The sequence below is a fragment of the Streptomyces sp. NPDC026500 genome (assembly GCF_055567635.1).
On record NZ_JBVHQB010000006.1, the window covers coordinates 132,949 to 155,031 of the forward strand.

The 22,083-nt window shown below is 68.4% G+C and carries 12 protein-coding genes and 1 pseudogene; 3 read left to right on the top strand and 10 right to left on the bottom strand.

Annotated features, from left to right (window positions below; all coding sequences use genetic code 11):
- Positions 1-176 precede the first annotated feature (176 nt).
- The 6 genes and pseudogenes from ACZ4N5_RS13530 to ngcE all read right to left on the bottom strand — a co-directional run bounded on the left by ACZ4N5_RS13530 (position 177) and on the right by ngcE (position 6,813).
- Complete coding sequence (locus tag ACZ4N5_RS13530; protein WP_467757247.1) at positions 177-1,268, bottom strand: sugar ABC transporter substrate-binding protein; 1,092 nt, start codon at positions 1,266-1,268, stop codon at positions 177-179.
- A gap of 133 nt (positions 1,269-1,401) precedes the next feature.
- On the bottom strand, positions 1,402-2,601 hold the full coding sequence (locus ACZ4N5_RS13535) for an ROK family transcriptional regulator (RefSeq protein WP_467757248.1): 1,200 nt from the start codon (positions 2,599-2,601) through the stop codon (positions 1,402-1,404).
- A gap of 240 nt (positions 2,602-2,841) precedes the next feature.
- Positions 2,842-3,162: pseudogene (locus ACZ4N5_RS13540) on the bottom strand (ABC transporter permease family protein); the annotation flags it as partial.
- A gap of 293 nt (positions 3,163-3,455) precedes the next feature.
- Positions 3,456-4,376 carry a carbohydrate ABC transporter permease gene (locus ACZ4N5_RS13545; RefSeq protein ID WP_467757249.1) on the bottom strand — a complete coding sequence of 307 codons (921 nt, stop codon included), beginning with the start codon at positions 4,374-4,376 and terminating at the stop codon, positions 3,456-3,458.
- Entirely contained in the window at positions 4,376-5,299 is a 924-nt protein-coding gene (locus ACZ4N5_RS13550; protein WP_467757250.1) for a carbohydrate ABC transporter permease, read from the bottom strand. The genes ACZ4N5_RS13545 and ACZ4N5_RS13550 overlap by 1 nt, the downstream gene beginning before the upstream one ends.
- A 62-nt stretch (positions 5,300-5,361) precedes the next feature.
- The gene (gene ngcE, locus ACZ4N5_RS13555; protein WP_467757251.1) at positions 5,362-6,813 is read right to left on the bottom strand and encodes an N-acetylglucosamine/diacetylchitobiose ABC transporter substrate-binding protein; all 1,452 of its coding nucleotides are present in this window, start codon (positions 6,811-6,813) and stop codon (positions 5,362-5,364) included.
- Positions 6,814-7,300: 487 nt separating this feature from the next.
- On the opposite strand from ngcE, the gene ACZ4N5_RS13560 reads away from it, so the two are divergent.
- Entirely contained in the window at positions 7,301-11,125 is a 3,825-nt protein-coding gene (locus tag ACZ4N5_RS13560) for a GH92 family glycosyl hydrolase (RefSeq protein WP_467757252.1), read from the top strand.
- Between the two features lie 134 nt (positions 11,126-11,259).
- On the opposite strand, the gene ACZ4N5_RS13565 is transcribed toward ACZ4N5_RS13560, so the two are convergent.
- Positions 11,260-14,538: a GH92 family glycosyl hydrolase gene (locus ACZ4N5_RS13565; protein ID WP_467757253.1), complete on the bottom strand. Its 3,279-nt coding sequence runs from the start codon at positions 14,536-14,538 to the stop codon at positions 11,260-11,262.
- A gap of 129 nt (positions 14,539-14,667) precedes the next feature.
- On the opposite strand from ACZ4N5_RS13565, the gene ACZ4N5_RS13570 reads away from it, so the two are divergent.
- Positions 14,668-14,952, top strand: coding sequence for a hypothetical protein (locus tag ACZ4N5_RS13570; protein ID WP_467757254.1), 285 nt, complete (start codon positions 14,668-14,670; stop codon positions 14,950-14,952).
- Positions 14,953-15,125: 173 nt separating this feature from the next.
- Here the strand turns inward: ACZ4N5_RS13570 and ACZ4N5_RS13575 are convergent, their stop codons facing one another.
- Positions 15,126-16,136 (bottom strand): lytic polysaccharide monooxygenase auxiliary activity family 9 protein, encoded by a 1,011-nt coding sequence (locus ACZ4N5_RS13575; RefSeq protein WP_467757423.1) that lies wholly within the window; start codon positions 16,134-16,136, stop codon positions 15,126-15,128.
- Between the two features lie 435 nt (positions 16,137-16,571).
- Here ACZ4N5_RS13575 and ACZ4N5_RS13580 point away from each other — a divergent pair, with 435 nt between their 5' ends.
- Positions 16,572-16,964 (top strand): hypothetical protein, encoded by a 393-nt coding sequence (locus tag ACZ4N5_RS13580; protein WP_467757255.1) that lies wholly within the window; start codon positions 16,572-16,574, stop codon positions 16,962-16,964.
- A 275-nt stretch (positions 16,965-17,239) separates the two neighbouring features.
- Here the strand turns inward: ACZ4N5_RS13580 and ACZ4N5_RS13585 are convergent, their stop codons facing one another.
- Together ACZ4N5_RS13585 and acnA are read right to left on the bottom strand one after the other, a co-directional pair.
- Positions 17,240-18,892, bottom strand: a complete 1,653-nt coding sequence (locus tag ACZ4N5_RS13585) for an ATP-binding protein (protein WP_467757256.1) — start codon at positions 18,890-18,892, stop codon at positions 17,240-17,242.
- 294 nt (positions 18,893-19,186) lie between these two features.
- On the bottom strand, positions 19,187-21,901 hold the full coding sequence (acnA, locus tag ACZ4N5_RS13590) for an aconitate hydratase AcnA (protein WP_467757257.1): 2,715 nt from the start codon (positions 21,899-21,901) through the stop codon (positions 19,187-19,189).
- Positions 21,902-22,083: the final 182 nt, after the last annotated feature.

The window sequence follows — 22,083 nt, forward strand, 5'->3', positions numbered from 1 at the left end:
CAAGGTTTACAAGATGAACATGCGCGAATCCGCTGCATTTCGCAACGGATCCATCCGACGCCCGCCCCGCAGCGGGGTGTGAAGGTGGGGCAGGCGTCGGACAGGTTCGCGAGACCGCTCAGCGGTCGTGTCTCGGGCGGCCACCCGTTGTGCGGAGGTCGCCCGAGACGGTCGTGCTACTGCAGGCCGGCAGCCTTGCAGGCCTTGGCGAAGTCCGCGGTGCAGATGTCAGCGACGGTGTAGAGGCCGTCCTTGACCACCGTGTCCTTGATGTTGGCCTTGGTGACCGAGACCGGGACGAGCAGCTGCGAGGGCACCTTGTCGCCGGAGCCGCTGGTCAGCGTCTGGTTGGCGAGGGACTTGATGTCCTTGCCCTCCAGCAGGTTGACCGCGAGCTGGGCAGCGGCGTCCGCCTCCGGCTTGAAGGCCTTGTAGACGGTGGAGGACTGGGTGCCGGCGATGATGCGCTGGATACCCGCGAGCTCCGCGTCCTGACCCGTCAGCGGGATGCCACTGATCTTCGCACCCTTGAGGGTGTTCGCGATGCCACCGGCCATGCCGTCGTTGGCGGAGTAGACGCCCGCGATGTTCTTGGCACCGAGCTGCGTGATGGCAGCGGACATCTTCTGGGCAGCGACGGTGTCCTTCCAGAGACCGGACTGCTCGTAGGCGATGTTGACCTTGCCGTCGAGGGCCTTGTGGGCACCCGCCTTGAACTGACCGGCGTTCGGGTCGGCGTCGTCACCGTTGATCATGACGATCTTCGACTTCGGGGTCGCCTTGGAGCCGAGCGCGGTGAGCAGCGCCTGGCCCTGGAGCTCGCCGACCTTCTGGTTGTCGAAGGAGACGTACGCCGAGACCGGACCCTGGGCGAGGCGGTCGTACGCGACGACCTTGATGCCCTTGTTGACCGCGGTCTGGATCGAGGACTTGATGGCGGCCGAGTCCTGCGCGCTGATCACGAGGACCTTGACGCCCTGGGTGATCATGGTGCTGACCTGCTGGGCCTGCTTGGCGGCGTCGCCGGCCGCGTTCGCGTACTGGACCTTGCAGTCCGGGCACAGCTCCTTGACCTTGTTGACGAAGAGCGGGTGGTCGAACTTCTCGTAGCGCGCGGTGACACTGTCGGGGAGCAGGAGACCGATGGTCTTGCTGCCCGAGGAAGAGCTGCTGCTGCTGTCGCTGGAGCTCTTGTCGCCGGCCTTGCCACAGGCGGCCACCGAGAGGGCCATGGAAACAGCGGCGGTACCGATTACGACTCTACGCATCGTTGCGTTCATTGGTGGTGCCTCCCTGACAGGGCCGCAACGCTGCGGCCGAGGTGGTTTGGAGTCAACTCGGCCACCCGTGCGACGTCAAGAAGTAAATACTTAACGGCTTGGCAACGGCGTGTTTCGTTCTCTAAGTGAAGGCAGGTGTAACGGCGGGCAGCGAGCCGTCCAAAAGGGTCGAATCGCCCATCTCGCTAAGCGCGAGAGCCAGCGCTCCGAGCACCTCGGCACGGCCGCCAAGCGCCCCTGGCAACACCGAGAGCTGACGTGCGGCGCTGGGGATCGCGTAGCGGCCGACAGACTCCCTGATGGGCCCGAGAACGAGCTCTCCGGCCTCGGCGAGATCGCCGCCGAGGACCACCCTGCTCGGGTTCAGCAAATTGCAGAGGTTGGCGACTCCACTGCCGATATGTCGGCCGACGTCGGCGATCACCCGACGGCAGCCCGGATCTCCGTCCCGCGCCAGCCTGACCACGCCCTCCATGGTCAGATCGGTGCCGTGACTGGACTGGAGGAGCGGCAGCACATAGCGCGCCGCCGCAAAGGTCTCCAGGCAGCCGCGGTTGCCGCAACGGCATACGGGGCCTGATTCATCAAGTGTAATATGCCCGATTTCTCCCGCTGTGCCACCCGGGCCGCGGTAGATCTTGCCTTCGATCACCAGTCCCGCCCCGACACCGCTGGCGACCTTGATGTATGCCAGATCCCTGACCCCGCGCCCACTGCCCCAGACCATCTCGCCGAGCGCGCCCAGATTGGCGTCGTTGTCCACGTACACGGGCACGCCGAGCCGCCCCCGCAGCTCCTCCGCGGGCCTGGCGCCGGTCCAGCCCGGCAGGATCGAGGTGGACCCCAGCGTCCCCGACTCCACGTCGATGGGCCCCGGCACACCGAGGCCCACGCCGGCGATCTTGGAACGGTCGACACCGGTCGCGGCGATCAAGCGGCTGACCAGCTCTTCGGCCCGGTCGAAGCCCTGCGCGGCGGAGGCGTCCACATCCAGCGGCTCGGACTCCTCCGCCAGCACCTGATGGGCCAGATTCCCGACCGCGACGCGCAAATGCGTATGCCCGAAGTCGACACCGATGACGATGCCGGCGTCCCCGCTCAAGGACACGCTGCGCGCTCTGCGACCGCCGGACGAAGTGGGTGTGACCTCGACCGTTCCGCCGTCCTTGAGTTCACGGACGATATTGGAAACGGTCGCGGCCGATAGGCCCGTCGCCCTCGCGATCTCCGCCTGCGTGAGCGAGCCGGCCAGGCGCACCGCTCGCACGACGCGCTCCAGATTGGCTCGGTGCAGCGACGACTGCGACCCCGGAGTCTCCATCGACTCATCCACTCCTGCCCTCAGCCGGGCGGCCCCGATGCCGCCCGTGTGATCTGGGTCACGTCAAAGAGACCCCGGTCACTTACAAGTTGTGAACTCCAAGCTCCGCTGAACGGGTTACCGCAGTCAAGTCCTTGACGAAAATCGGGTCCATCCTCAGGTTCGATTTCCGGCCGCGCCCGGACACGCGTACGCCACCCCCGGGACGGAGGTGGCGCAGGCGAAGAAGGGGTCGAATCGTTACTTGAGCGTCGCCGAGGTGAGGCCCGCCTGGACCTGGCGCTGGAAGGACAGGTAGACGATCAGCATGGGGATCATGGCGATCGTGACGCCGGCGAACAGGACGGGAAGATCGGTGGCGTAGCCCTGCTGCTGCTGGAGCTGGATGAGCCCCTGGGTCAGAACGTAGCGTTCCGGATCCGAACTGCTCTGCGGCTGCATCAGCACCGAGGGCAGGATGTACTGGTTCCACTGACCCAGCACGTTGAAGATGCCGACGCTGAGCAGTCCGGGCTTGGCCATGGACAGCATGACCTGGAAGAACGCTCGGGTGTGCGAGGCCGGTCGAGCACCGCGGCCATGGGCGGCACCCCGGCCCGTTTCGCCCCGCAGGCGAGATGCTGTCCGAGCCCGGCGGACGGGCCTAGAAGTGAAAGCGGCCCGCTGGTCGCGGCGAAGCCGTACCCGTTCGCGGATCCCGTTCAGCTGCCCGACGGCGATACCGCGGCCGGTGCTCCCGAAGGGCTGTGCGGCCTCGGGCCGGAAGGCGACCGCCCGACCGGTCGCCTTCCGCTGCCGTTTCGAATCCGGCTTCCCCGGGTTGTCGGCCACCAAGTTGACGCGAAGCGTCACCGCTACTTGAGCGCGCCCGCCGTCAGCCCCTGCACCACCTGGCGCTGGAAGATGACGTAGGCGGCGAGAACCGGCAGCATTGCCATCACCAGTCCCGCGAACAGGCCCGACCAGTCCCCCTTGTACCCCTGGCTGGTCGCCAGCTCGACAAGGCCCTGGGAGAGCACCTTCTTGTCCGGGTCGGTGTTCAGCACCGTCGGGAGCATGTACTGGTTCCACTGCCCCAGGAAGTTGAAGATGCCGACGCTGATGAGGCCCGGCTTGGCCATCGGCAGCATGATCTGGAAGAAGGTCCTGGTGTGCGACGCGCCGTCGACGAACGCCGCCTCGGCGATGGACGTCGGCAGTGTCCTGAAGAACGAGGTCAGGAAGAAGACCGTGAACGGCAGTGAGTAGGCGATGTAGACGAGGATCAGACCCGGCAGCGTGTTCAGTAGCTGCATGTTGTTCAGCACGTAGAACAGCGGCACCAGGGCCAGCATGACCGGGAAGCTCATTCCCCCGACGAAGAGGAAGTAGATGAAGCGGTTGCCCGGGAACTCGAAGCGGGCGAGAACGTACGCCGCCATCGAGCCGAGCACGAGCGTACCGGCCAGTGAGAAACCCACCACGATGAGCGTGTTGCCGAAGTAGTCGCTCATATGCGCCTGCGACCAGGCGCGCGACCAGTTCTCGAAGTGGAGCTTGTGCGGCAGCGACCACGGCGAGCTAAAGATGGAGTCGTCGTCCTTGAAGGACGTCATCACCGCCCACAGGAGCGGCAGGACGACCATGATCGCCCAGATGACGAGGACGGCGTGCGAGAAGACGTTGAGAACACCACCCTCGCTGCTCTTCGCCTTCACGGGTGCGGCCTGCGTCTTCGCCACCCGAAGCCGATCCTCGACCGGTTCCACGGGCGGCGGGGTGTCAGTGGTCTTCATCAGAACTCCAACCGCTCGCGCCGGCCCAGCCGCATCACGACCGCCGCGAACAGCAGCGTGACGATGAGGAGCGCAACGCCGATCGTTGTCGCGTAGGCGGCGTTCGCGTCGCGGAACGCCGATTGGTACACGTAAAGCGGAAGAACCGTGGTCGAGTAGTCGGGCCCACCAGGACCCACGGTCATGATCTGCACGGCAGCGAATGCCTCGGCACCAAGAGCCAGGATTCCCATGTAGACCCATCCCGACTGCACGGTGTCCCAGAGCAGCGGAAGGGTGATCTTGAAGAAAGTGGTGAATCGGCTGGCGCCATCGAGGAGGGCCGCCTCGTAGAAGTCCTTCGGGATCGAGGCCATTCCCGCAGAGAACAGCACGACGAAGAATCCGACGGTGCTCCACAGAAGCACGGACATCACACACCACAGGGCGAGATTCGGGTCGCCCAGCCAGTCCGGCTGGACGCTGCCGAGACCGATGGCCTTCAACGTCCCATTGATGACACCGTCGTTGGGGTTGTACGCGAACTGGAAGAGCAGGGCGACAATCGCGATCGACAGCACCTGCGGGAAGAAATAGGCAATCTTGTAGAAGCCCGATCCGCGCACCCCGGTGATGGCGGCGCCCTTTCGGCGCCGCCCACCGACATTGAGCATGAAGGCGAAGAAGAGCGCGAGCCCCAGAGTCACCAGCGGCAGCAGGAGAGCGAACAGCAAGCTGTGTTGCAACGACTTCCAGAAGATGTCGTCGTGCAGCATTCTCGTGTAGTTCGCGAAACCCACCATCTTGAAGTCGGGGCTCAGGCCGGTCCAGTCCGTGAACGAGTAGTAGATCGCCTGGATGAACGGCCAGATCACGAAAATCGCGTACAAGACCAAGGGGGTCACCAAGAACCCCACTATGAACCGGTACTTGCCGTGTTGCATGGTTACCGACCCCGATCGTTTCGCGGGTGCCGCCGCTGGTGACTTAGGCGCACGTGCTGTTGCTACTGGTGCTTGTAGTGCTTGATGGACCCGTCCTTGGCCGCTGCGTCCGCGTAGCCCTGGATCTTCTTGATGGCCTCGGCCGGGGTCAGTCGCCCTGCCATCATCTCGCCGAGACCGGCAACGCCGATCTGCTCCTTCTGGAGCTTCACGTACCAGTCCTGGAGGCGCGGGTTGACCACGTTGTCGCCGGCCTTCTCCAGCGCCGCGACACCGGACTTGAGCCCGGGGGTCAGCGTGATGCCATCGGTGCCACCGTTGAAGGCCGTCAGCGACTTCACCTGACTGGTGAAGTTCTTCGACGAGGCCTCGCTGAGCATGATGCGCAGTTGTTCCATACCGCCCGTGGCGTTGGCCGCCTTGGCCGGGACGATGAAGGGTTCCCCGCCGGAGGCCCAGATGGTGCCGAACGGCATCTTGTCGGAGCTGTCGAGGCTGGACGGGCCACTGACGGCCAGGTTGAAGTCCTTCGGGATCACGCTCGCCGACTCGTTCTCCACCCAGGAACCGTTCGGGATGAAGAGCGCCTTGCCCTTGGCCCAGGCGGTCTGCGACTGGATGTGGTCGATTCCCGGGGTGCCCTTGAGGATGTAGCCCTTCTTGAAGAGCTCGTAGTACGCCTCGAACGCGGCCTTGACGGCAGGGTCCTTCCAGGCGTTCGGCTCCAGGTTGTCGATCTTGTCGAGAACCTCGCGGCCGCCGATCTTGGCGATGAAGGGGTAAAGCGAGAAGGGCAGGTAGTACGGGTACTTACCCGCGTACGTCCAACCGGCGATGCCTTGCTTCTTCGCCTTCGCGCACAGCGCGAGCATGGCGTCCCAGTCCTCGGGGTACGTCGCGTCGAGCTTGTCGAGGGCCGTCTGCGAGTACCACACCCCGTAGACCGTGTAGGCGTAGTACATGATCCAGACCGGGTCGCCGTCGAACTGACCCATCTCGACGATGCCGGGACGAAGCGTGTCGCGGACCTTCTTGGACGGATCGTCGATGGACGGCGCGTCGAGGAGCGGGGTCAGGTCGGTCAGCTGCTTCTTGCCGACGAGCACCCCCATGTCCATCTGCTGTGCGCCCGAGTTGTCGATCAGATCCGGAGGAGTGCCGCCGTTGAACTTGGGCTGCAGCTCGGACTGGATTTTCTGGGTCTTGTGGAAGTCGATCTTGACCTTGGGGTACGCCTTCGTGTACTCGGCGTTGGCGTCGGTCGCGTACTTGGTACCGAAACCGCCGTCGAAGATGACGACCGAGAGCGAGGCCGTCTCGTTGACTCCGAGCGGATTCTTTGTCGTCTTCTTGCCGGCCTTGGCCTTGTCCTCCGAACCGCTGTCGCTGCTCGCACACGCGGACAGGAAGCTCATCGTCGGTACGGCGATCAGGCCAAGTGCCGCCGACCGCTTGATCAGATCACGGCGGCCGACACCTTCGGTGCTGCTGTTCTCGGCGGAAGTGGATCCCATGCTCAAGTCCTCGCCTTCTCCAGGACTCAGGCGGTGAACCGGATCCTCCCCGGCACCGCGGTTAGGTCAAGCTGGGGTCGTGCATGGGGGATTCAGTGGGACGAATCGGCAGTAGCTGTATGGACCACGGTCCGCCGTCCCTCGAAATTCCCCCCTGGGTCCTGCCTGTCCAGCGACAGTCGATCGACTTGCCGGACGCGACAGGTATAGTCCACTTCCTGCCAGCGGAGCAAGATCGAATGCAGGTTTGCCCGTCGGTCTTTTCCGAGTTGAGACCTCCCGGAAATATGGGGCAGCCCCGGACCACCCCGGCGAAGATCCACAGGAGGCCAACCTCCCGCAATGAACTCAATGCACGGTTCGTCACGCGGCAAACGCCCCGGATGCCACACCCAACACCCTTGACAGCGCTGTCAACTTGGCTCCCAAATGGTCCTTGCGCATCGATTTTGACAACGTTGTCCAGGTGCAGGGAGGGTGCTCGCGCATGCAGCACAGAGCTCGGTACAGACAGAGTTCCACGCGTCGGACCGGATGGCTTTCCCCGACGGCACTGGGGGTGGCAGCCCTCTCGCTGTTAGTGGCCTCGCAGGGCGTGGCGGTCGCCCTGCCCGCCCGAACGGCGGCCGCCGACCGTGAATTCAGCTCCTCGTTCGAATCGGGCGATCCGGCCCCGGACTGGCTCAACACGGTGGATACGGCGCCCGACGGGACGAAGAGATCCTCTGGGGTCGACGGCGGCTACAGCACCGGCATCCCCGGCAATGTGACCGACCATGTCACCGACGTGCGGGCCAGCGGCGAGAACACCGGCGCCGGCGAGGTCAAGGAGAACCTCGTCGACGGCGAGTCGAGCAGCAAGTGGCTGACCTTCGAGCCGACCGGCTGGGCGGAGTTCGACCTGGACGCGCCGGTCAAGGTGGTCACGTACGCGATCACTTCCGCAAACGACCACGACGAGCGCGACCCCCGGGACTGGACCCTCCAGGGCTCCACCGACGGCAAGGACTGGAAGACCCTCGACACCCGCTCCGGCGAGTCCTTCGGCGAGCGGTTCCAGACAAAGACGTACGACATCCAAGGTCCCGTCGAGTACCAGCACTTCCGGCTCGATGTCACCAAGAACAACGGCGGCGACATCCTCCAGATCGCCGATGTCCAGTTCTCGACGGGCCAGAGCGACGACCCGACGCCCAAGGACATGCTCTCGCTAGTGGACCGGGGGCCGAGCGGCTCGCCGACCGCCAAGTCGGGCGCGGGCTTCACCGGCAAGCGGGCCCTGCGTTACGCCGGCACCCACAAGGGTGACGGCCGTGCGTACTCGTACAACAAGGTCTTCGACGTGAACGTCGCCGTCGGGCGGGACACGGAACTGGCGTACCGGATCTTCCCCTCGATGGCGGACGGCGACCGGGACTACGACGCCACGAACGTGTCCGTGGACCTGGTCTTCACCGACGGCACCTCGCTGAGCGATCTGAACGCCGTGGACCAGCACGGATTCGCGCTGACGCCGCAGGGCCAGGGCGCGTCCAAGGTGCTGTACGTCAACCAGTGGAACAACGTGACCTCGCGGATCGGTTCCGTCGCGGCCGGGAAGACCGTCGACCGGATCCTCCTCGCGTACGACTCGCCGAAGGGCCCCGCGAAGTTCCGCGGCTGGCTGGACGACGTCTCCCTGAGGACGGCCGCCCGGGAGAGGCCCAAGGCGCACCTGGCCGACTACGCGCTCACGACCCGCGGCACCAACTCCAGCGGCGGCTTCTCGCGCGGCAACAACTTCCCGGCGACGGCCGTCCCGCACGGCTTCAACTTCTGGACGCCGGTGACCAACGCGGGCTCGCTGAGCTGGCTGTACGACTACGCCCGCGCCAACAACGCGGACAATCTGCCCACCATCCAGGCGTTCAGCGCGAGTCATGAGCCGAGCCCCTGGATGGGTGACCGGCAGACTTTCCAGGTGATGCCGTCGGCCGCCTCCGGCACCCCGGACACCGGCCGCACGGCCCGCGAGCTGGCCTTCCGGCACGAGAACGAGACCGCGCGGCCGTACTACTACGGCGTGACCTTCGAGAACGGTCTCAAGGCGGAGATGGCGCCGACCGACCACGCCGCCGCCCTGCGCTTCACCTATCCGGGTGACGACGCGAGCGTGCTCTTCGACAACGTCACCGAGCAGGCGGGGCTGACGCTGGACACCTCGGCGGGTGTCGTCACCGGATACTCGGACGTCAAGTCCGGCCTGTCGACCGGCGCCACCCGGCTCTTCGTCTACGGGGTGTTCGACGCGCCCGTGACCGAGGGCGGCTCCAGCGGCGTCAAGGGCTATCTGAAGTTCAAGCCCGGCTCCGACCACACCGTCACCCTGCGCCTGGCCACCTCGCTGATCAGCATCGACCAGGCCAAGGACAACCTGAGCCAGGAGATCCCGGACGGCACGTCGTTCGACGCGGTCAAGAAGGGGGCGCGGAAGCAGTGGGACCGGCTGTTCGGCAAGGTGGAGGTGCAGGGCGCCACGCCGGACCAGCTGACCACGCTGTACTCCAGCATGTACCGGCTGTACCTGTACCCCAACTCCGGCTTCGAGAAGGTGGGTTCCAAGTACCAGTACGCCTCGCCGTTCTCCCCGATGCCGGGTCCGGACACCCCGACCCACACCGGCGCGAAGATCGTCGACGGCAAGGTGTACGTCAACAACGGCTTCTGGGACACCTACCGGACGACCTGGCCGGCCTATTCGTTCCTGACGCCCGGTCAGGCGGGTGAGATGGTCGACGGGTTCGTGCAGCAGTACAAGGACGGCGGCTGGACCTCGCGCTGGTCCTCGCCCGGTTACGCGGACTTGATGACCGGCACCTCGTCGGACGTGGCGTTCGCGGACGCGTACGTCAAGGGCGTCGACTTCGACGCGAAGTCGGCGTACGAGGCGGCGCTGAAGAACGCGACGGTCGTCCCGCCGACCTCCGGCGTGGGCCGCAAGGGCATGACCACCTCCCCCTTCCTCGGCTACACGAGCACCGCCACGGGCGAGGGCCTGTCGTGGGCCATGGAGGGCTACGTCAACGACTACGGCATCGCCGAGATGGGCAAGGCGCTCTACAAGAAGACCGGCGAGAAGCGCTACAAGGAGGAGTCGGACTACTTCCTCAACCGCTCCCAGGACTATGTGAACCTCTTCGACTCCAAGGCCGGCTTCTTCCAGGGCCGGGACGCCAAGGGCGACTGGCGGGTCGACTCCTCGAAGTACGACCCGCGCGTGTGGGGTTACGACTACACCGAGACCGACGGCTGGGGGTACGCGTTCACCGCGCCGCAGGACTCGCGGGGCCTCGCGAACCTCTACGGCGGCCGCAGTGCGCTCGCGGACAAGCTCGACACGTACTTCGCGACCCCCGAGACCGCCTCGCCGGACACCGTGGGCTCCTACGGCGGGGTCATCCACGAGATGACCGAGGCCCGGGACGTACGGATGGGCCAGTACGGGCACTCCAACCAGGTGGCCCACCACGTGAACTACATGTACGACGCGGCCGGACAGCCCTGGAAGGCCCAGAAGAACGTCCGCGAGGTCCTCTCCCGGCTCTACACCGGCAGCGAGATCGGGCAGGGCTACCACGGTGACGAGGACAACGGCGAGCAGTCGGCCTGGTACCTCTTCTCCTCGCTCGGCTTCTACCCGCTGGTGATGGGCAGCGGCGAATACGCCATCGGCTCCCCGCTGTTCACCAAGGCGACGGTCCACCTGGAGAACGGCCACGACCTGGTGATCAGGGCCCCGCGGAACAGCACGAAGAACGTGTACGTGCAGGGCGTGCGGTTCAACGGCAAGCGGTGGAACTCGACTTCGCTCCCCCACTCGCTGATCAACCGGGGCGGAGTGCTGGAGTTCGACATGGGCGCCGAGCCGTCCTCGTGGGGCACGGGCAAGGACGCGGCGCCGGTCTCGGTCACCGAGGACGACAAGGTGCCGTCGCCGCGCGCGGACACGCTCAAGGGAGACGGCGCGCTGTTCGACAACACCTCGGCGACGGACGCCTCCGTCACCTCGGTGGACCTGCCGGTCGGCGCCGCAACCGAGGGAGTTCAGTACACGCTGACGTGCTCGGACCACACCAGGGCCCCGACCGGGTGGACCCTGCAGGGTTCCTCGGACGGGACGACGTGGACGGACCTCGACAAGCGCTCCGGTGAGTCCTTCCCCTGGGACAGACAGACCCGGGCGTTCACGGTCGCGGACCCGGGCTCGTACGCCCACTACCGCCTCGTCCTCGACGGCGAATCGACCCTCGCGGAGGTGGAACTGCTGGCCTGAGCCGGAGGCGAAGGGAAAGGGGCGGGCCCGGAGGAGACTCCGGGCCCGCCCCGCGTTCACGGGTGGATCAGCTCACCGTTCACCCGCTCACCGGTTCACCCGCTCAAGGGTTCACAAGCTCAGGGGCTGAGGATTCAAGGGTTCACCGCGAGGGTGAAGACGTGCAGGTCGGCGTCGTCCGGAAGGGTGACGCTCTTGACGTTCTTGCCGGCCGGTGCCGTGAAGGGCTTGGTGGCGAAGACGTAGGTGGCCACCGGGTCCTTGTCGGCGCCGGCGACGTTGCGGTAGGCGGTCCTGGCGATGGTCTCGTTGCCGTACTGGACGGTGCCGCGCCCGCCGCCGACGGTCCAGTCGGTGAAGGACAGGTCGACGGATTCGGTGCTGCCGTCGGTGTAGGTGACGGTCGCCCTCGTCTCCTGGTTGCCGTTCACGGCGCTGCCGATGAAGGACAACCGGCTTGCCGGGTCTGCCAGTTCGATGCTCTGCGAGGTCGCCGAGGCGTTGTCGGGCCGGCCGGACGGCGACTTCGGCCAGGTGTACGTGAGACCGTCCACCGTGCCCCGGCTGCCCGGGGTGAGGCCCGCGTCGGCGAGGGCCTGACGGGAGTAGCTCCAGCCGCCGCCGTCGTAGTCGGCCTCGGCGTGGTCTCCGGTGTCGTCGGAGACACCGGTGTTGTTGTAGGCCGCGAGGAGGGATCCCGGGGCCGCGACCGTCAGGGCCACCGGCTGCGCGTACGACGTGTCGGCGGAGGTCACCGACACCTTGACGTCGTAGAACCCCTGCTCGGCGTCGTCGGCGGCGGTGAGGGCGATCCGCTGGGCGCCGTCGGTCACGGTGCCCTCGGCGGGCGTCGCCGTCACGCCGGCGGGCACGTCCACGTGGAAGCGGACCTCGGGCCCGGCGCCGCCGGCGAGGGCGAGGGCACGGATGTCGAGCGCGGTGCTGCCGCCGGGCGCGAGCGTCGCCGCGGTCGGGCCCACCCCGATCTGGTACGGCTGCTCGCCCGTGCGGAAGGAGGGCGGCGCGGCCGTCTCGGCGCTGCCCCAGCTCTTGTCGGCCGTGGCGGACAGCGTGTAGTCGAGCGTGCCGCCGTCGCGGACGAACGAGGCCGGGAGCCAGGGCCGTTCGCTGCTACGGCCGTCGACCCGCAGCGACTGGATGTACGGGGCGTCCGCCGCCGCGCCCCGGGCCCGGATCTCGATGTCGGCGCCGCCGGGGCGCTCGATCTCGATCCTCGGGAACAGCGGTGAGGACAGGGTGAGTTCGGCGCGCGAGGGTACCTGGGGGTACATACCGAGCGCGGAGAAGACGTACCAGGACGACATCTCACCGAGGTCGTCGTTGCCGGGGATGCCGCCCGGCTGCGTCGACCACAGCCGGGTCATCGCCGCGCGGACGGTCTCCTGGGCCTTGTAGGGCGCGCCCGCGTAGTCGTACAGGTAGGGCACGTTGACCGACGGCTCGTTGTCCAGCTCGGACTTGTCGCCGCCGCTGCCCGTGAACGCCCAGCTGCCGTCCGCGTTGTGGAAGAACGTGTCGAGGCGGTCGAGGGCCTTGGCGCGCCCGCCCATGGCGGCGAAGAGGCCCGCGGGGTCATGCTGCACCATCCAGGTGTACTGGGCCGCCGTGCCCTCCACGAAGCCGTTGCCGGTCGCCGGGGTGAAGCCGGTGACCCAGCTCCCGTCGGCCTTGCGGTTGGCGATGTATCCGCCGCCGGGGTCGGCCGCGACGTTGAAGTTGTTCTGCCACCACTGGGAGCGCTCGGCGAAGTCGGCGGCGGTCCTCTTCTCCCCCGCCGCCTTGGCCAGTTGGGAGATCGCGAAGTCCGCGCCGGACATCTCCAGGGTCTCGGCGGCGCCGCCCCAGGCGTTGGACACGGACGGCATGTAGTGGTGTTCGAGGTACTTGTCGAGCGAGGGGCGCTGTCCGGCCGAGAGCAGCGGTTTGCCCGCCGGGGACAGGTCCTGCTCGGTCGGTACGGTCGCCGCCTTCACCAGGGAGCCGAGCGCGCCGCGCAGGTCGAAGTCCGTGCCGCCGAAGGCGCGGATGCCCGCGAGGGCGGGCGCCGACGGATCGCCGTTCATGACGTGTGTGCCGCTCGCGCCGTGCAGCCAGCGGTCCCAGGCTCCCCCGTTCTGCCGGGCGAGTTCGAGCAGTGACTGTGCGATGTCGGAGCCGGTGTCCGGGTTGAGCAGGGTCAGCAGCTGGATCTGGGAGCGGTAGACGTCCCAGCCGGAGAAGGTGCCGTACTGCGCTTCGTGGCCCCGGCTCACGGTGTGCACCTTGTCGTCGGGGCCCCGGTATCTGCGGTCGGCGTCACTGATGACGTTCGGGTGCAGGAGGGCGTGGTAGAGCGCGGTGTAGAAGGTGGTGCGGTCGCTGTCGGTGCCGCCGCCGACGCCGATCGCGCCGAGCCGCTCGCGCCAGGCACGGTGGGCGGCGCGCTGGACGGAGGCGAAGGAGCGGGACGGCGGGTTCTCGTCCGCGAGGTTGGCGGCGGCGCCTTCCTGACTGACGTACGAGATACCGACCTTGACGTTCACCGGGTCGGTGCCGGACGCGAACTCCACATAGCCGCCCGCCCCCTTGCCCGCGACGGGACGGCCGCCCTGTCCGAAACCTCCGGTGCCGCCGCTCGCCCCGGTGGCCCCCGGGCTCAGCCGGTCGTCCTGCCAGGTGCCGGTGGTCTTGAAGTCGCGGTCGAAGCGTGCGGTGAAGTACAGGGTGTAGTAGGAACGTTGGCCCTCGGGGTCGAGGTAGCCGCAGAAGTTCCCGGAGGTGACCGAACCGGAGACGGTACGGGTCGCCGGGTCGATCCGCACGGTCGAGTCGGTCGAACCGACCTCGGAGTTGGCGGTGCGGATCAGCAGCGAGGCGGGCTTGTCGGCGGGGAAGGTGAAGCGGCCCGAGCCGGTGCGCGCGGTCGCCGTGAGGTCGGCGGTCACTCCGGAGGCGAGTCCCACCTTGTAGTGGCCGGGCTCGGTTCGCTCGTCCGAGTGCGCGAACCCGGAAGCGTAGACGGCGTCCTTGGTGTCGCTCGCCGGGGAGGAGGTGACCTCACCGGCGTACGGGAAGAACGGGATGTCGCCGCTGCCGCCCGCGCATCCCGTTCCGGACATGTGGGTGAGGCTGAAGCCACGGATGCGCGTGGAGTCGTACTGGTAACCGCCGGGCGCGGCCGTGCGGGTGGCGTCCCCGCGGGTGTTCTCCGGGCTCCAGGAGAGCATGCCGAAGGGCGTGACGGCCCCCGGGAAGACATTGCCGCCGTTCTTGGTGCCGATGAGCGGGTCCACGTACGCGGTGGGGTCCTGGACGAGCTCCGGTGGACCCGACGGGGGTGCGGCGAGCGCCGGAGTGGCGCCGGCGACCGTCAGGGCGACGGCCAGCAGGATGGATGACGGACGGAATCGCATGACGCGGCCCCTCCTCCTTCGGACGGGTCGCGCACCACAGGTCGCACAAGCCGCAGGGACAGTAACGTGCGCCACGGGTACCACGGAAGACCGCCTGCGCCGCCGGAGACGCGCCCGGCACACACTCCAATGGCGCCGCGGGCCACGCGCCGGGCGCACGGGCCTCTACGCACCACGAGGGACGCACCCGGCGCACCCACCGCCTGCGCCACCAGAGACACGCTCGCCGCACATCCCGCCTCCGCCACCAAGGACACGCTCGCCGCACACACCGCCTGCGCCACCAAGGACATGCTCGCCGCGCATCCCGCCTCCGCCACCAGGGACGCACCCGCCGCACATCCCGGTGGCACACCGCGACGGCACACCCCCGACGACGCGGCCCGCACCCGAGCCGATCGTCAACTTGCTTGACATCGTTGTCCGTTGAGGCGATAGAGTCTTGCGTAGACCGTTCGACAACGTTGTCGCGCACGCCGGTCGCCACAAGCCGCACCATCCCGGGCAGGGCCTCCCCCGACCTGTCCGGGCTCGCGGACCGGGCGGGTCCGAACCCACCCACCCGGTCCGCCCCGAGCGTTGCTTGTTCAACCGACCCGGCAGGGCAGAGTCGTTGACGGATCGCCACCCGATCCCGAAACGACGTAGCCGAACGTGGAACTGCCGCCGGGATTCAGTGAGCCGTTCCAGTCGGCGTTGTGCACCATCACGTCCTGACCGCTGTAGGTCGCGTTGCCGTTCCACAGGCTGGCGACCGACTGACCGCCCGGCAGCGACCAGTCGACCATCCAGCCGAGCATCGGGACATCGCCGGTGTTGGTGACCGTCACCTCGGCCTGGTAGCCGCCGGGCCAGCTGTTGGTGGTGCGCCGGGTCGCCGAGCACACGCCGGGCGGGGGCTCGGTCGGGTTGCCGGGATCGTGGATGCCCGTGACCTCGCCGTTGCCGCCGTCGAAGACGACGTCGGAGCAGGAGTAGAAGGTCTCCGCGCTGTCCGAGCGCTGCCACACCATGTAGATGATGTGCCGGCCGGACTTGCCCGCCGGCAGCTTGCCGCTCCAGGAGTAGTTGGCCTCGACCGTGCCCGGGGTGCCGTTGAGCGGTGGGTGGTCGACGGTGAGGAACGGCTGGTCCTCCATGGCGTCCCAGGTGAGCGCCTTGGTCGGGTCGAAGCCGTCCTTGGTGATGTAGACGTAGAACCAACCGGGGTGCGCCGCCCAGGCGTTGTACGCGAAGTCGACGGTCGCGCCCGCGGTGAGATGGGTCAACGGCCAGTCGGAGCGCGGCAGATCGAAGCCCGAGAAGTTGGGGTTGCCGCCGCTGCACAGCGAGCCGTCCGGGACGAAGCCGCGGGTGCGGCCCGCGCCGTCCGAGCGCAGCACCGAGAACCAGTTGTAGAACGGCGTGGTCCCGCTGACCTGTTGGGCCGCCTTGCAGGCGGGGTTCACCGGTTTGATCTCGCCGGTGTCGGTGAGCCCGTCCTGCCGGCACAGGAACGTGCGGCTGCCGGGCTTCATGGGGGTGCCGTGCGCCTCCGCCCGGCCGCCCGTCACGACGATCAGGGCGAGGGCCGGGAGCAAGGCCAGCAGGGCGAGCAGGACGAGGAAGGGGGACGGGTGGCTGCCGACGAGCCGCGATCGCGAGAGCGGCCGTCGACGTCCTGCCGACTGCGGGCTCGCCGAGTGCGGACTCGCCGCATACGGCCTTGCTAAATGCGGTTTTGTTAAGTGCGGCCTTGTTAAGTACATGACAATTCGCTCCTTCGCGGGACCGTGCGGGTCGGGTGAAGTGGGAGCGATCCCGGGAACGGGTTCCGGTCCGTCCCTATGGGAGCGCTCCCACCTCATGCGGAACGTAGCGCGCACAGGAACCCCTGTAAACGTCTCGCGCACGGCCCACGCACATGGGCCGCACCCCTCACACGGCGGGTGCGGCCGTGGCGCGAGTCCGCGTTCCCGGAACCTCGCGGGGGCCCGCGCCCTCTAGCTGTGAAAACGGCGCGCATCCAGGGGAGTTCGGGAGGAGGTGGACCGATGCGGGATTCCGACAGTGGCCGGGGTCGCCGGAGCGGCACCGCGCTCACCGGCCGCGGCGATGGCCTCGGCCGCGCCCTGTCGGCGGCCGCGTTCGCGAACCTGCTGATCGGCGGGGTCGGGATCATTCCCGGCCTGTGCGTGCGGTGGCTGCTGACCCGATTCCCGTCCGTCGACTGCGGCGGCCCCTTCGGCTGCCACCGGGAGACACCCGACAACGCCCTCGGCCTGATCGCCGGCGCCGTGCTGGGCGGCGGCTTCGTCCTCGGCATGGTGCTGGTGGTGGACATCCTGATGCCCTTCCAGGAGGGCCGCCCGGTGGGTCCCTGGCTCGGCATGGCCGCTCTTGTCCCGGCACCTTTCCTGCTCGGGCAGGCGGTTGGCTGGTTCTGAGGACGGGCCCGGTGAGCCGGTCGTCGGCCGCGAGCCCTGTTCGCCCTCACACCTCCGGGGGGGGAAGACGGCGGCTTCCCCGCCGGGCGCGGGGCACGGGTGCCGACGTCTCCGAGAGCAGGACCGGCGACTGTTGCCTCCTGAGGCTCGTGCGGTCGGCGTGCCGGGGCCGTCGATCCGGACCTGCGGCGCGAGGGCTCCCGGCGGACCAGGGCGCCAGGGTGGCCCCCCTGGGGTCCGTCCGGTCGAGGGACGGGAACGTGAGCCGTTCGCCTTCACCTCCGGGGGAAGACGGCGGTTTCCCCCGCGGTCCGGGGCACGGGTGCGCGCTCCGCCGGGTCCGAAGCCGTCGGAGCCGCGACGGGGGCGCGGGCTGCGGCGGCCGGGAGTTCGACGGTGAACTCCGTACGACCCGGGGCGCTCTCGGCGCGGATACGGCCGTGGTGGGCCGTCGTGATCGCCGCGGCGACGGCCAGGCCGAGGCCCGAGCCGCCGTGCCCGGGAGAGACGCGGGAGCGGGAGGCGTCGGCGCGGGTGAAGCGTTCGAAGACGCTGGGCAACAGGGTAGGCGGGATGCCGGGGCCGTCGTCGCGGACCCGGATCGTGCGGGTCGCGCCGGTGGCCTCCACCGTGGCGACGACCGTCGTGCCCGCGGGCGTATGCACGCGGGCGTTGGCCAGCAGGTTCGCCACCATCTGGCGGAGCCTGGCCTCGTCGCCGGCCACCAGGGCCGGGGAGTCCGGGAGCAGGTGCAGTTGCCAGGTGTGGTCCTCCCCCGTGGCCCGCGCCTCCCACACCGCCTCGGTGACCAGCGCCGCCAGGTCCACTTCCGCCGACCCCAACGGCCGCCCCTCGTCGAGCCGGGCGAGCAGCAACATGTCCTCGACAAGACCCGTCATCCGCGCCGACTCGGCTGACACCCGCCGCCAGGCCAGCGCCGGTTCGATCCACTGGGCGCCCCGGTCCATCAGCTCCGCGTAGCCGGCGATGGACGCGAGCGGCGTACGGAGTTCATGGCTCGCGTCGGCGAGGAAGCGGCGCATGCGTTCCTCGCCTCGCCGCAACTCCCCCCGCAACTCCTCCTCACCGCGCAGGCGTTGTGCGACAGAGGCCTCGACGTGGTCGATCAGGCGGTTGAGCGCGGCGCCGACCTGGCCCGCCTCGCTGCCGGGGCCCGCGTCCCGTTCGGGTACCCGGGTCAGGCCGGTCACCTCGCCGTGTCCCAGCGGCGACCGGGAGATCTCGGCGGCCGTGGCGGCGACCCGTCCGAGCGGGCGCAGTTGACGCCGGACGACGACCGCGCAGACGCTGCCCGCGACGGTGAGTCCGGCGGCCGCCACCACACCCTCGACCACGGCCAGACCACGGATCATGTCCCGTACGTCGTCCATCGGGAGGCCGGTGAGCACGGGCCGTCCGCCGCCGAGCGCGGTGACACGGTAGGTGCCGAGCCCGGGGACCGTCCGGGTGTGCAGGGAGCCGTCCGGCTCGATACCGGCGAGGGCGGAGCGCTGGGCGACGCCGAGATCCCGCGGCGCGCCGGAACGGCTCACCACCTCCGCCGCGATGACGGCCCCGCCGTCGTCGAGCCGGGCGGCGATCGTGCCGACGGGCTGTCCCCGGGCGTCGAGGAACCCGAGGTCCGTCCAGACGCCGGGACCAGCGCCCGGACCGACGCCCGGACCGCCAAGGAGGCCGTCCCGGCTGCGCTCGGCTGCGTCGCCGACCCGCCGGTCCAAGTCGCCGAGCAGGTAGGCGCGTTGCGCGAGGACCGTGGTGAACGCCATGGTCGCGCACACCGCGACCAGTGCCAGTCCGATGAGGACGAGGAGGCGTGTGCGCAGGGAACGCGTGCGCAGGGAACGCGTGCGCGGGGACCGCACGCGCAGCCGCTCCCGCAGTCGGCGCGCGGCGGGGAGGGGACTCATCTCCCGCCCGCCGCCGTCACGGCGCCGGACAGCGGTCCGGTGAGCACCGGCTCGTCGTGGACGATCGGCACACGGACACGGGCACGGCCGACAAGGACCCCGGAAGCACCAGACATGGGGCAATCCTGTCCCGGCCCGCTGGGGGAACCCTGTGTTCCACCTGAGCAATGCCGATGTCCTGAAACCGACTTCGGGGGCGACGGCGAAGGCGACGGCGAAGGGCCGCACCCCCGTCCACTGGGATGCGGCCCTCGACTGCCGTGGAGCTGCCTTACAACTGCCTTACCGGACCGCTTAGTTGCGGATCAGGTTGCGCAGCACGTACTGCATGATGCCGCCGTTGCGGTAGTAGTCCGCCTCGCCGGGGGTGTCGATGCGGACGACCGCGTCGAACTCGACGCCGGTGTCGGTGGTGACCTTCACCGTGCGCGGGGTGGTGCCGTTGTTGAGCTCCTCGACGCCGGTGAAGGAGAAGGTCTCCTCGCCGGTCAGACCGAGGGACTCGGCCGTGGCGCCCTCCGGGAACTGGAGCGGCAGGACGCCCATGCCGATGAGGTTCGAGCGGTGGATGCGCTCGTACGACTCGGCGATGACGGCCTTGACGCCGAGGAGTGCGGTGCCCTTGGCGGCCCAGTCGCGGGACGAGCCGGAGCCGTACTCCTTGCCCGCCAGGATGACCAGCGGGATGCCCTGCTCGATGTAGTTGCGCGAGGCGTCGTAGATGAAGGAGACGGGGGCGCCTTCCTTCGTGAAGTCGCGGGTGTAGCCGCCCTCGGTGCCCGGCGCGATCTGGTTGCGCAGGCGGATGTTGGCGAACGTACCGCGGATCATGACCTCGTGGTTGCCGCGGCGCGAGCCGTAGCTGTTGAAGTCACGACGCTCGACACCGTGCTCCGTGAGGTACTTGCCTCCGGGGGTGTCGGCCTTGATCGCACCGGCCGGGGAGATGTGGTCGGTGGTGACCGAGTCGCCGAGCTTGGCGAGGACGCGCGCGCCGGCGATGTCCGAGACCGGGGTGGTCTCCATCGTCATGCCCTCGAAGTAAGGGGGCTTGCGGACGTACGTCGACTGCGGGTCCCACTCGAAGGTGTTGCCCTCGGGGATCGGCAGCGCCTGCCACTGGGCGTCGCCCGCGAAGACGTCCTTGTAGGACTTGTTGAACATGTCCTCGCCGATGGCGTTCGCCACGACGTCGTTGACCTCGGCCTCGGAGGGCCAGAGGTCGGCCAGGTAGACCGGCTTGCCCTCGGTGTCGGTGCCGAGCGCGTCGCGAGTGATGTCCACCTTCATGGAGCCCGCGAGGGCGTAGGCGACGACCAGCGGCGGGGAGGCCAGGTAGTTCATCTTGACGTCGGGGTTGATACGGCCCTCGAAGTTCCGGTTGCCGGAGAGGACCGAGGTGACCGCGAGGTCGTGGTCGTTGACGGCCTTGGAGACCTCGTCCGGCAGCGGGCCGGAGTTGCCGATGCAGGTGGTGCAGCCGTAACCGACCAGGTTGAAGCCGACCTTGTCGAGGTAGGGGGTGAGCCCCGCCTTGTCGAAGTAGTCGGTGACGACCTTGGAGCCCGGGGCGAGGGTGGTCTTGACCCACGGCTTGCGGGTCAGGCCCTTCTCCACGGCCTTCTTCGCGACGAGCGCGGCGGCGACCATGACGTACGGGTTCGAGGTGTTGGTGCAGGAGGTGATGGCCGCGACCGTCACCGCGCCGTGGTCGATCTCGTAGGTCGAGCCGTCGGGGGCCGTGACCGGGACCGGGTTGGACGGGACGCCGTTGGCGGAGGCCGGGGAGTCGGAGGCCGGGAAGGACTCCTTGCCCGCCTCGTCGTCGTCGGCGACGTAGTTGCGCACGTCGCTCTTGAACTGCTCGGCGGCGTTCGCGAGGACGATGCGGTCCTGCGGGCGCTTCGGGCCGGCGATCGAGGGGACGACCGTGGAGAGGTCGAGCTCCAGCTTCTCGGAGAAGTCGGGCTCGGCGGCCGGGTCGAGCCAGAGGCCCTGCTCCTTGGCGTACGCCTCGACGAGCGCGAGCTGCTGCTGGGAGCGGCCGGTGAGCTTGAGGTACTTGATGGTCTCGCCGTCGATCGGGAAGATCGCGGCGGTGGAGCCGAACTCCGGCGACATGTTGCCGATGGTGGCGCGGTTGGCCAGCGACGTGGCGGCCACGCCCTCGCCGTAGAACTCGACGAACTTGCCGACGACACCGTGCTTGCGCAGCATCTCGGTGATGGTCAGCACGAGGTCGGTGGCGGTCGTGCCGGGGGTCAGCTCACCGGTCAGCTTGAAGCCGACGACGCGCGGGATGAGCATGGAGACCGGCTGGCCGAGCATCGCGGCCTCGGCCTCGATGCCGCCGACGCCCCAGCCGAGGACGCCCAGGCCGTTGACCATCGTGGTGTGCGAGTCGGTGCCGACGAGGGTGTCGGGGTACGCCTGGCCGTTGCGAACCATGACCGTGCGCGCCAGGTGCTCGATGTTCACCTGGTGGACGATGCCGGTGCCCGGCGGGACGACCTTGAAGTCGTCGAACGCGGTCTGGCCCCAGCGCAGGAACTGGTAGCGCTCCTTGTTGCGGCCGTACTCCAGCTCGACGTTCTGGCCGAAGGCCTCCTTCGTGCCGAACTTGTCGGCGATGACGGAGTGGTCGATGACCAGTTCGGCCGGGGAGAGCGGGTTGACCTTGGCCGGGTCGCCGCCGAGCTCCTTGACGGCCTCGCGCATGGTGGCGAGGTCGACGACACAGGGCACGCCGGTGAAGTCCTGCATGATCACGCGGGCGGGCGTGAACTGGATCTCCTGGCTCGGCTGCGCCTGGGAGTCCCAGTTGCCGATGGACCGGATGTGGTCGGCGGTGATGTTCGCGCCGTCCTCGGTGCGGAGCAGGTTCTCCAGCAGCACCTTCAGGCTGTACGGAAGGCGAGCCGAGCCTTCCACCTTGTCCAGCCGGAAGATCTCGTACGACTCGTCGCCCACCTGCAGCGTGCTGCGGGCGTCGAAGCTGTTCGCCGACACGACAGTCTCCTTCATTGATGTGCGCGTTCCCACCGCATCCTGCCGCCACGGCGTCATGGCCGATCCGCTAAGGCAAGGCTAAGTTAGGTAACCCTTACCGCCGGATGGACGACGCAGTGCGGCTGCGGTACACCTCGGCAGATATCTCGATGTCGAGATAACTCTAGTACATGGGGGCGGGC

What these genes read in the sequence shown, in the direction of transcription:
- ACZ4N5_RS13560 (WP_467757252.1), top strand. Translation starts at nt 7,301, where the DNA reads ATGCAGCACAGAGCTCGGTACAGACAGAGTTCCACGCGTCGGACCGGA.
- ACZ4N5_RS13580 (WP_467757255.1), top strand. Translation starts at nt 16,572, where the DNA reads ATGCGGGATTCCGACAGTGGCCGGGGTCGCCGGAGCGGCACCGCGCTC.
- ACZ4N5_RS13545 (WP_467757249.1), bottom strand. Translation starts at nt 4,376, where the DNA reads ATGAAGACCACTGACACCCCGCCGCCCGTGGAACCGGTCGAGGATCGG.
- ngcE (WP_467757251.1), bottom strand. Translation starts at nt 6,813, where the DNA reads ATGGGATCCACTTCCGCCGAGAACAGCAGCACCGAAGGTGTCGGCCGC.
- ACZ4N5_RS13550 (WP_467757250.1), bottom strand. Translation starts at nt 5,299, where the DNA reads ATGCAACACGGCAAGTACCGGTTCATAGTGGGGTTCTTGGTGACCCCC.
- ACZ4N5_RS13530 (WP_467757247.1), bottom strand. Translation starts at nt 1,268, where the DNA reads ATGCGTAGAGTCGTAATCGGTACCGCCGCTGTTTCCATGGCCCTCTCG.
- ACZ4N5_RS13585 (WP_467757256.1), bottom strand. Translation starts at nt 18,892, where the DNA reads ATGAGTCCCCTCCCCGCCGCGCGCCGACTGCGGGAGCGGCTGCGCGTG.
- ACZ4N5_RS13570 (WP_467757254.1), top strand. Translation starts at nt 14,668, where the DNA reads ATGGCGCCGCGGGCCACGCGCCGGGCGCACGGGCCTCTACGCACCACG.
- ACZ4N5_RS13535 (WP_467757248.1), bottom strand. Translation starts at nt 2,601, where the DNA reads ATGGAGACTCCGGGGTCGCAGTCGTCGCTGCACCGAGCCAATCTGGAG.
- ACZ4N5_RS13565 (WP_467757253.1), bottom strand. Translation starts at nt 14,538, where the DNA reads ATGCGATTCCGTCCGTCATCCATCCTGCTGGCCGTCGCCCTGACGGTC.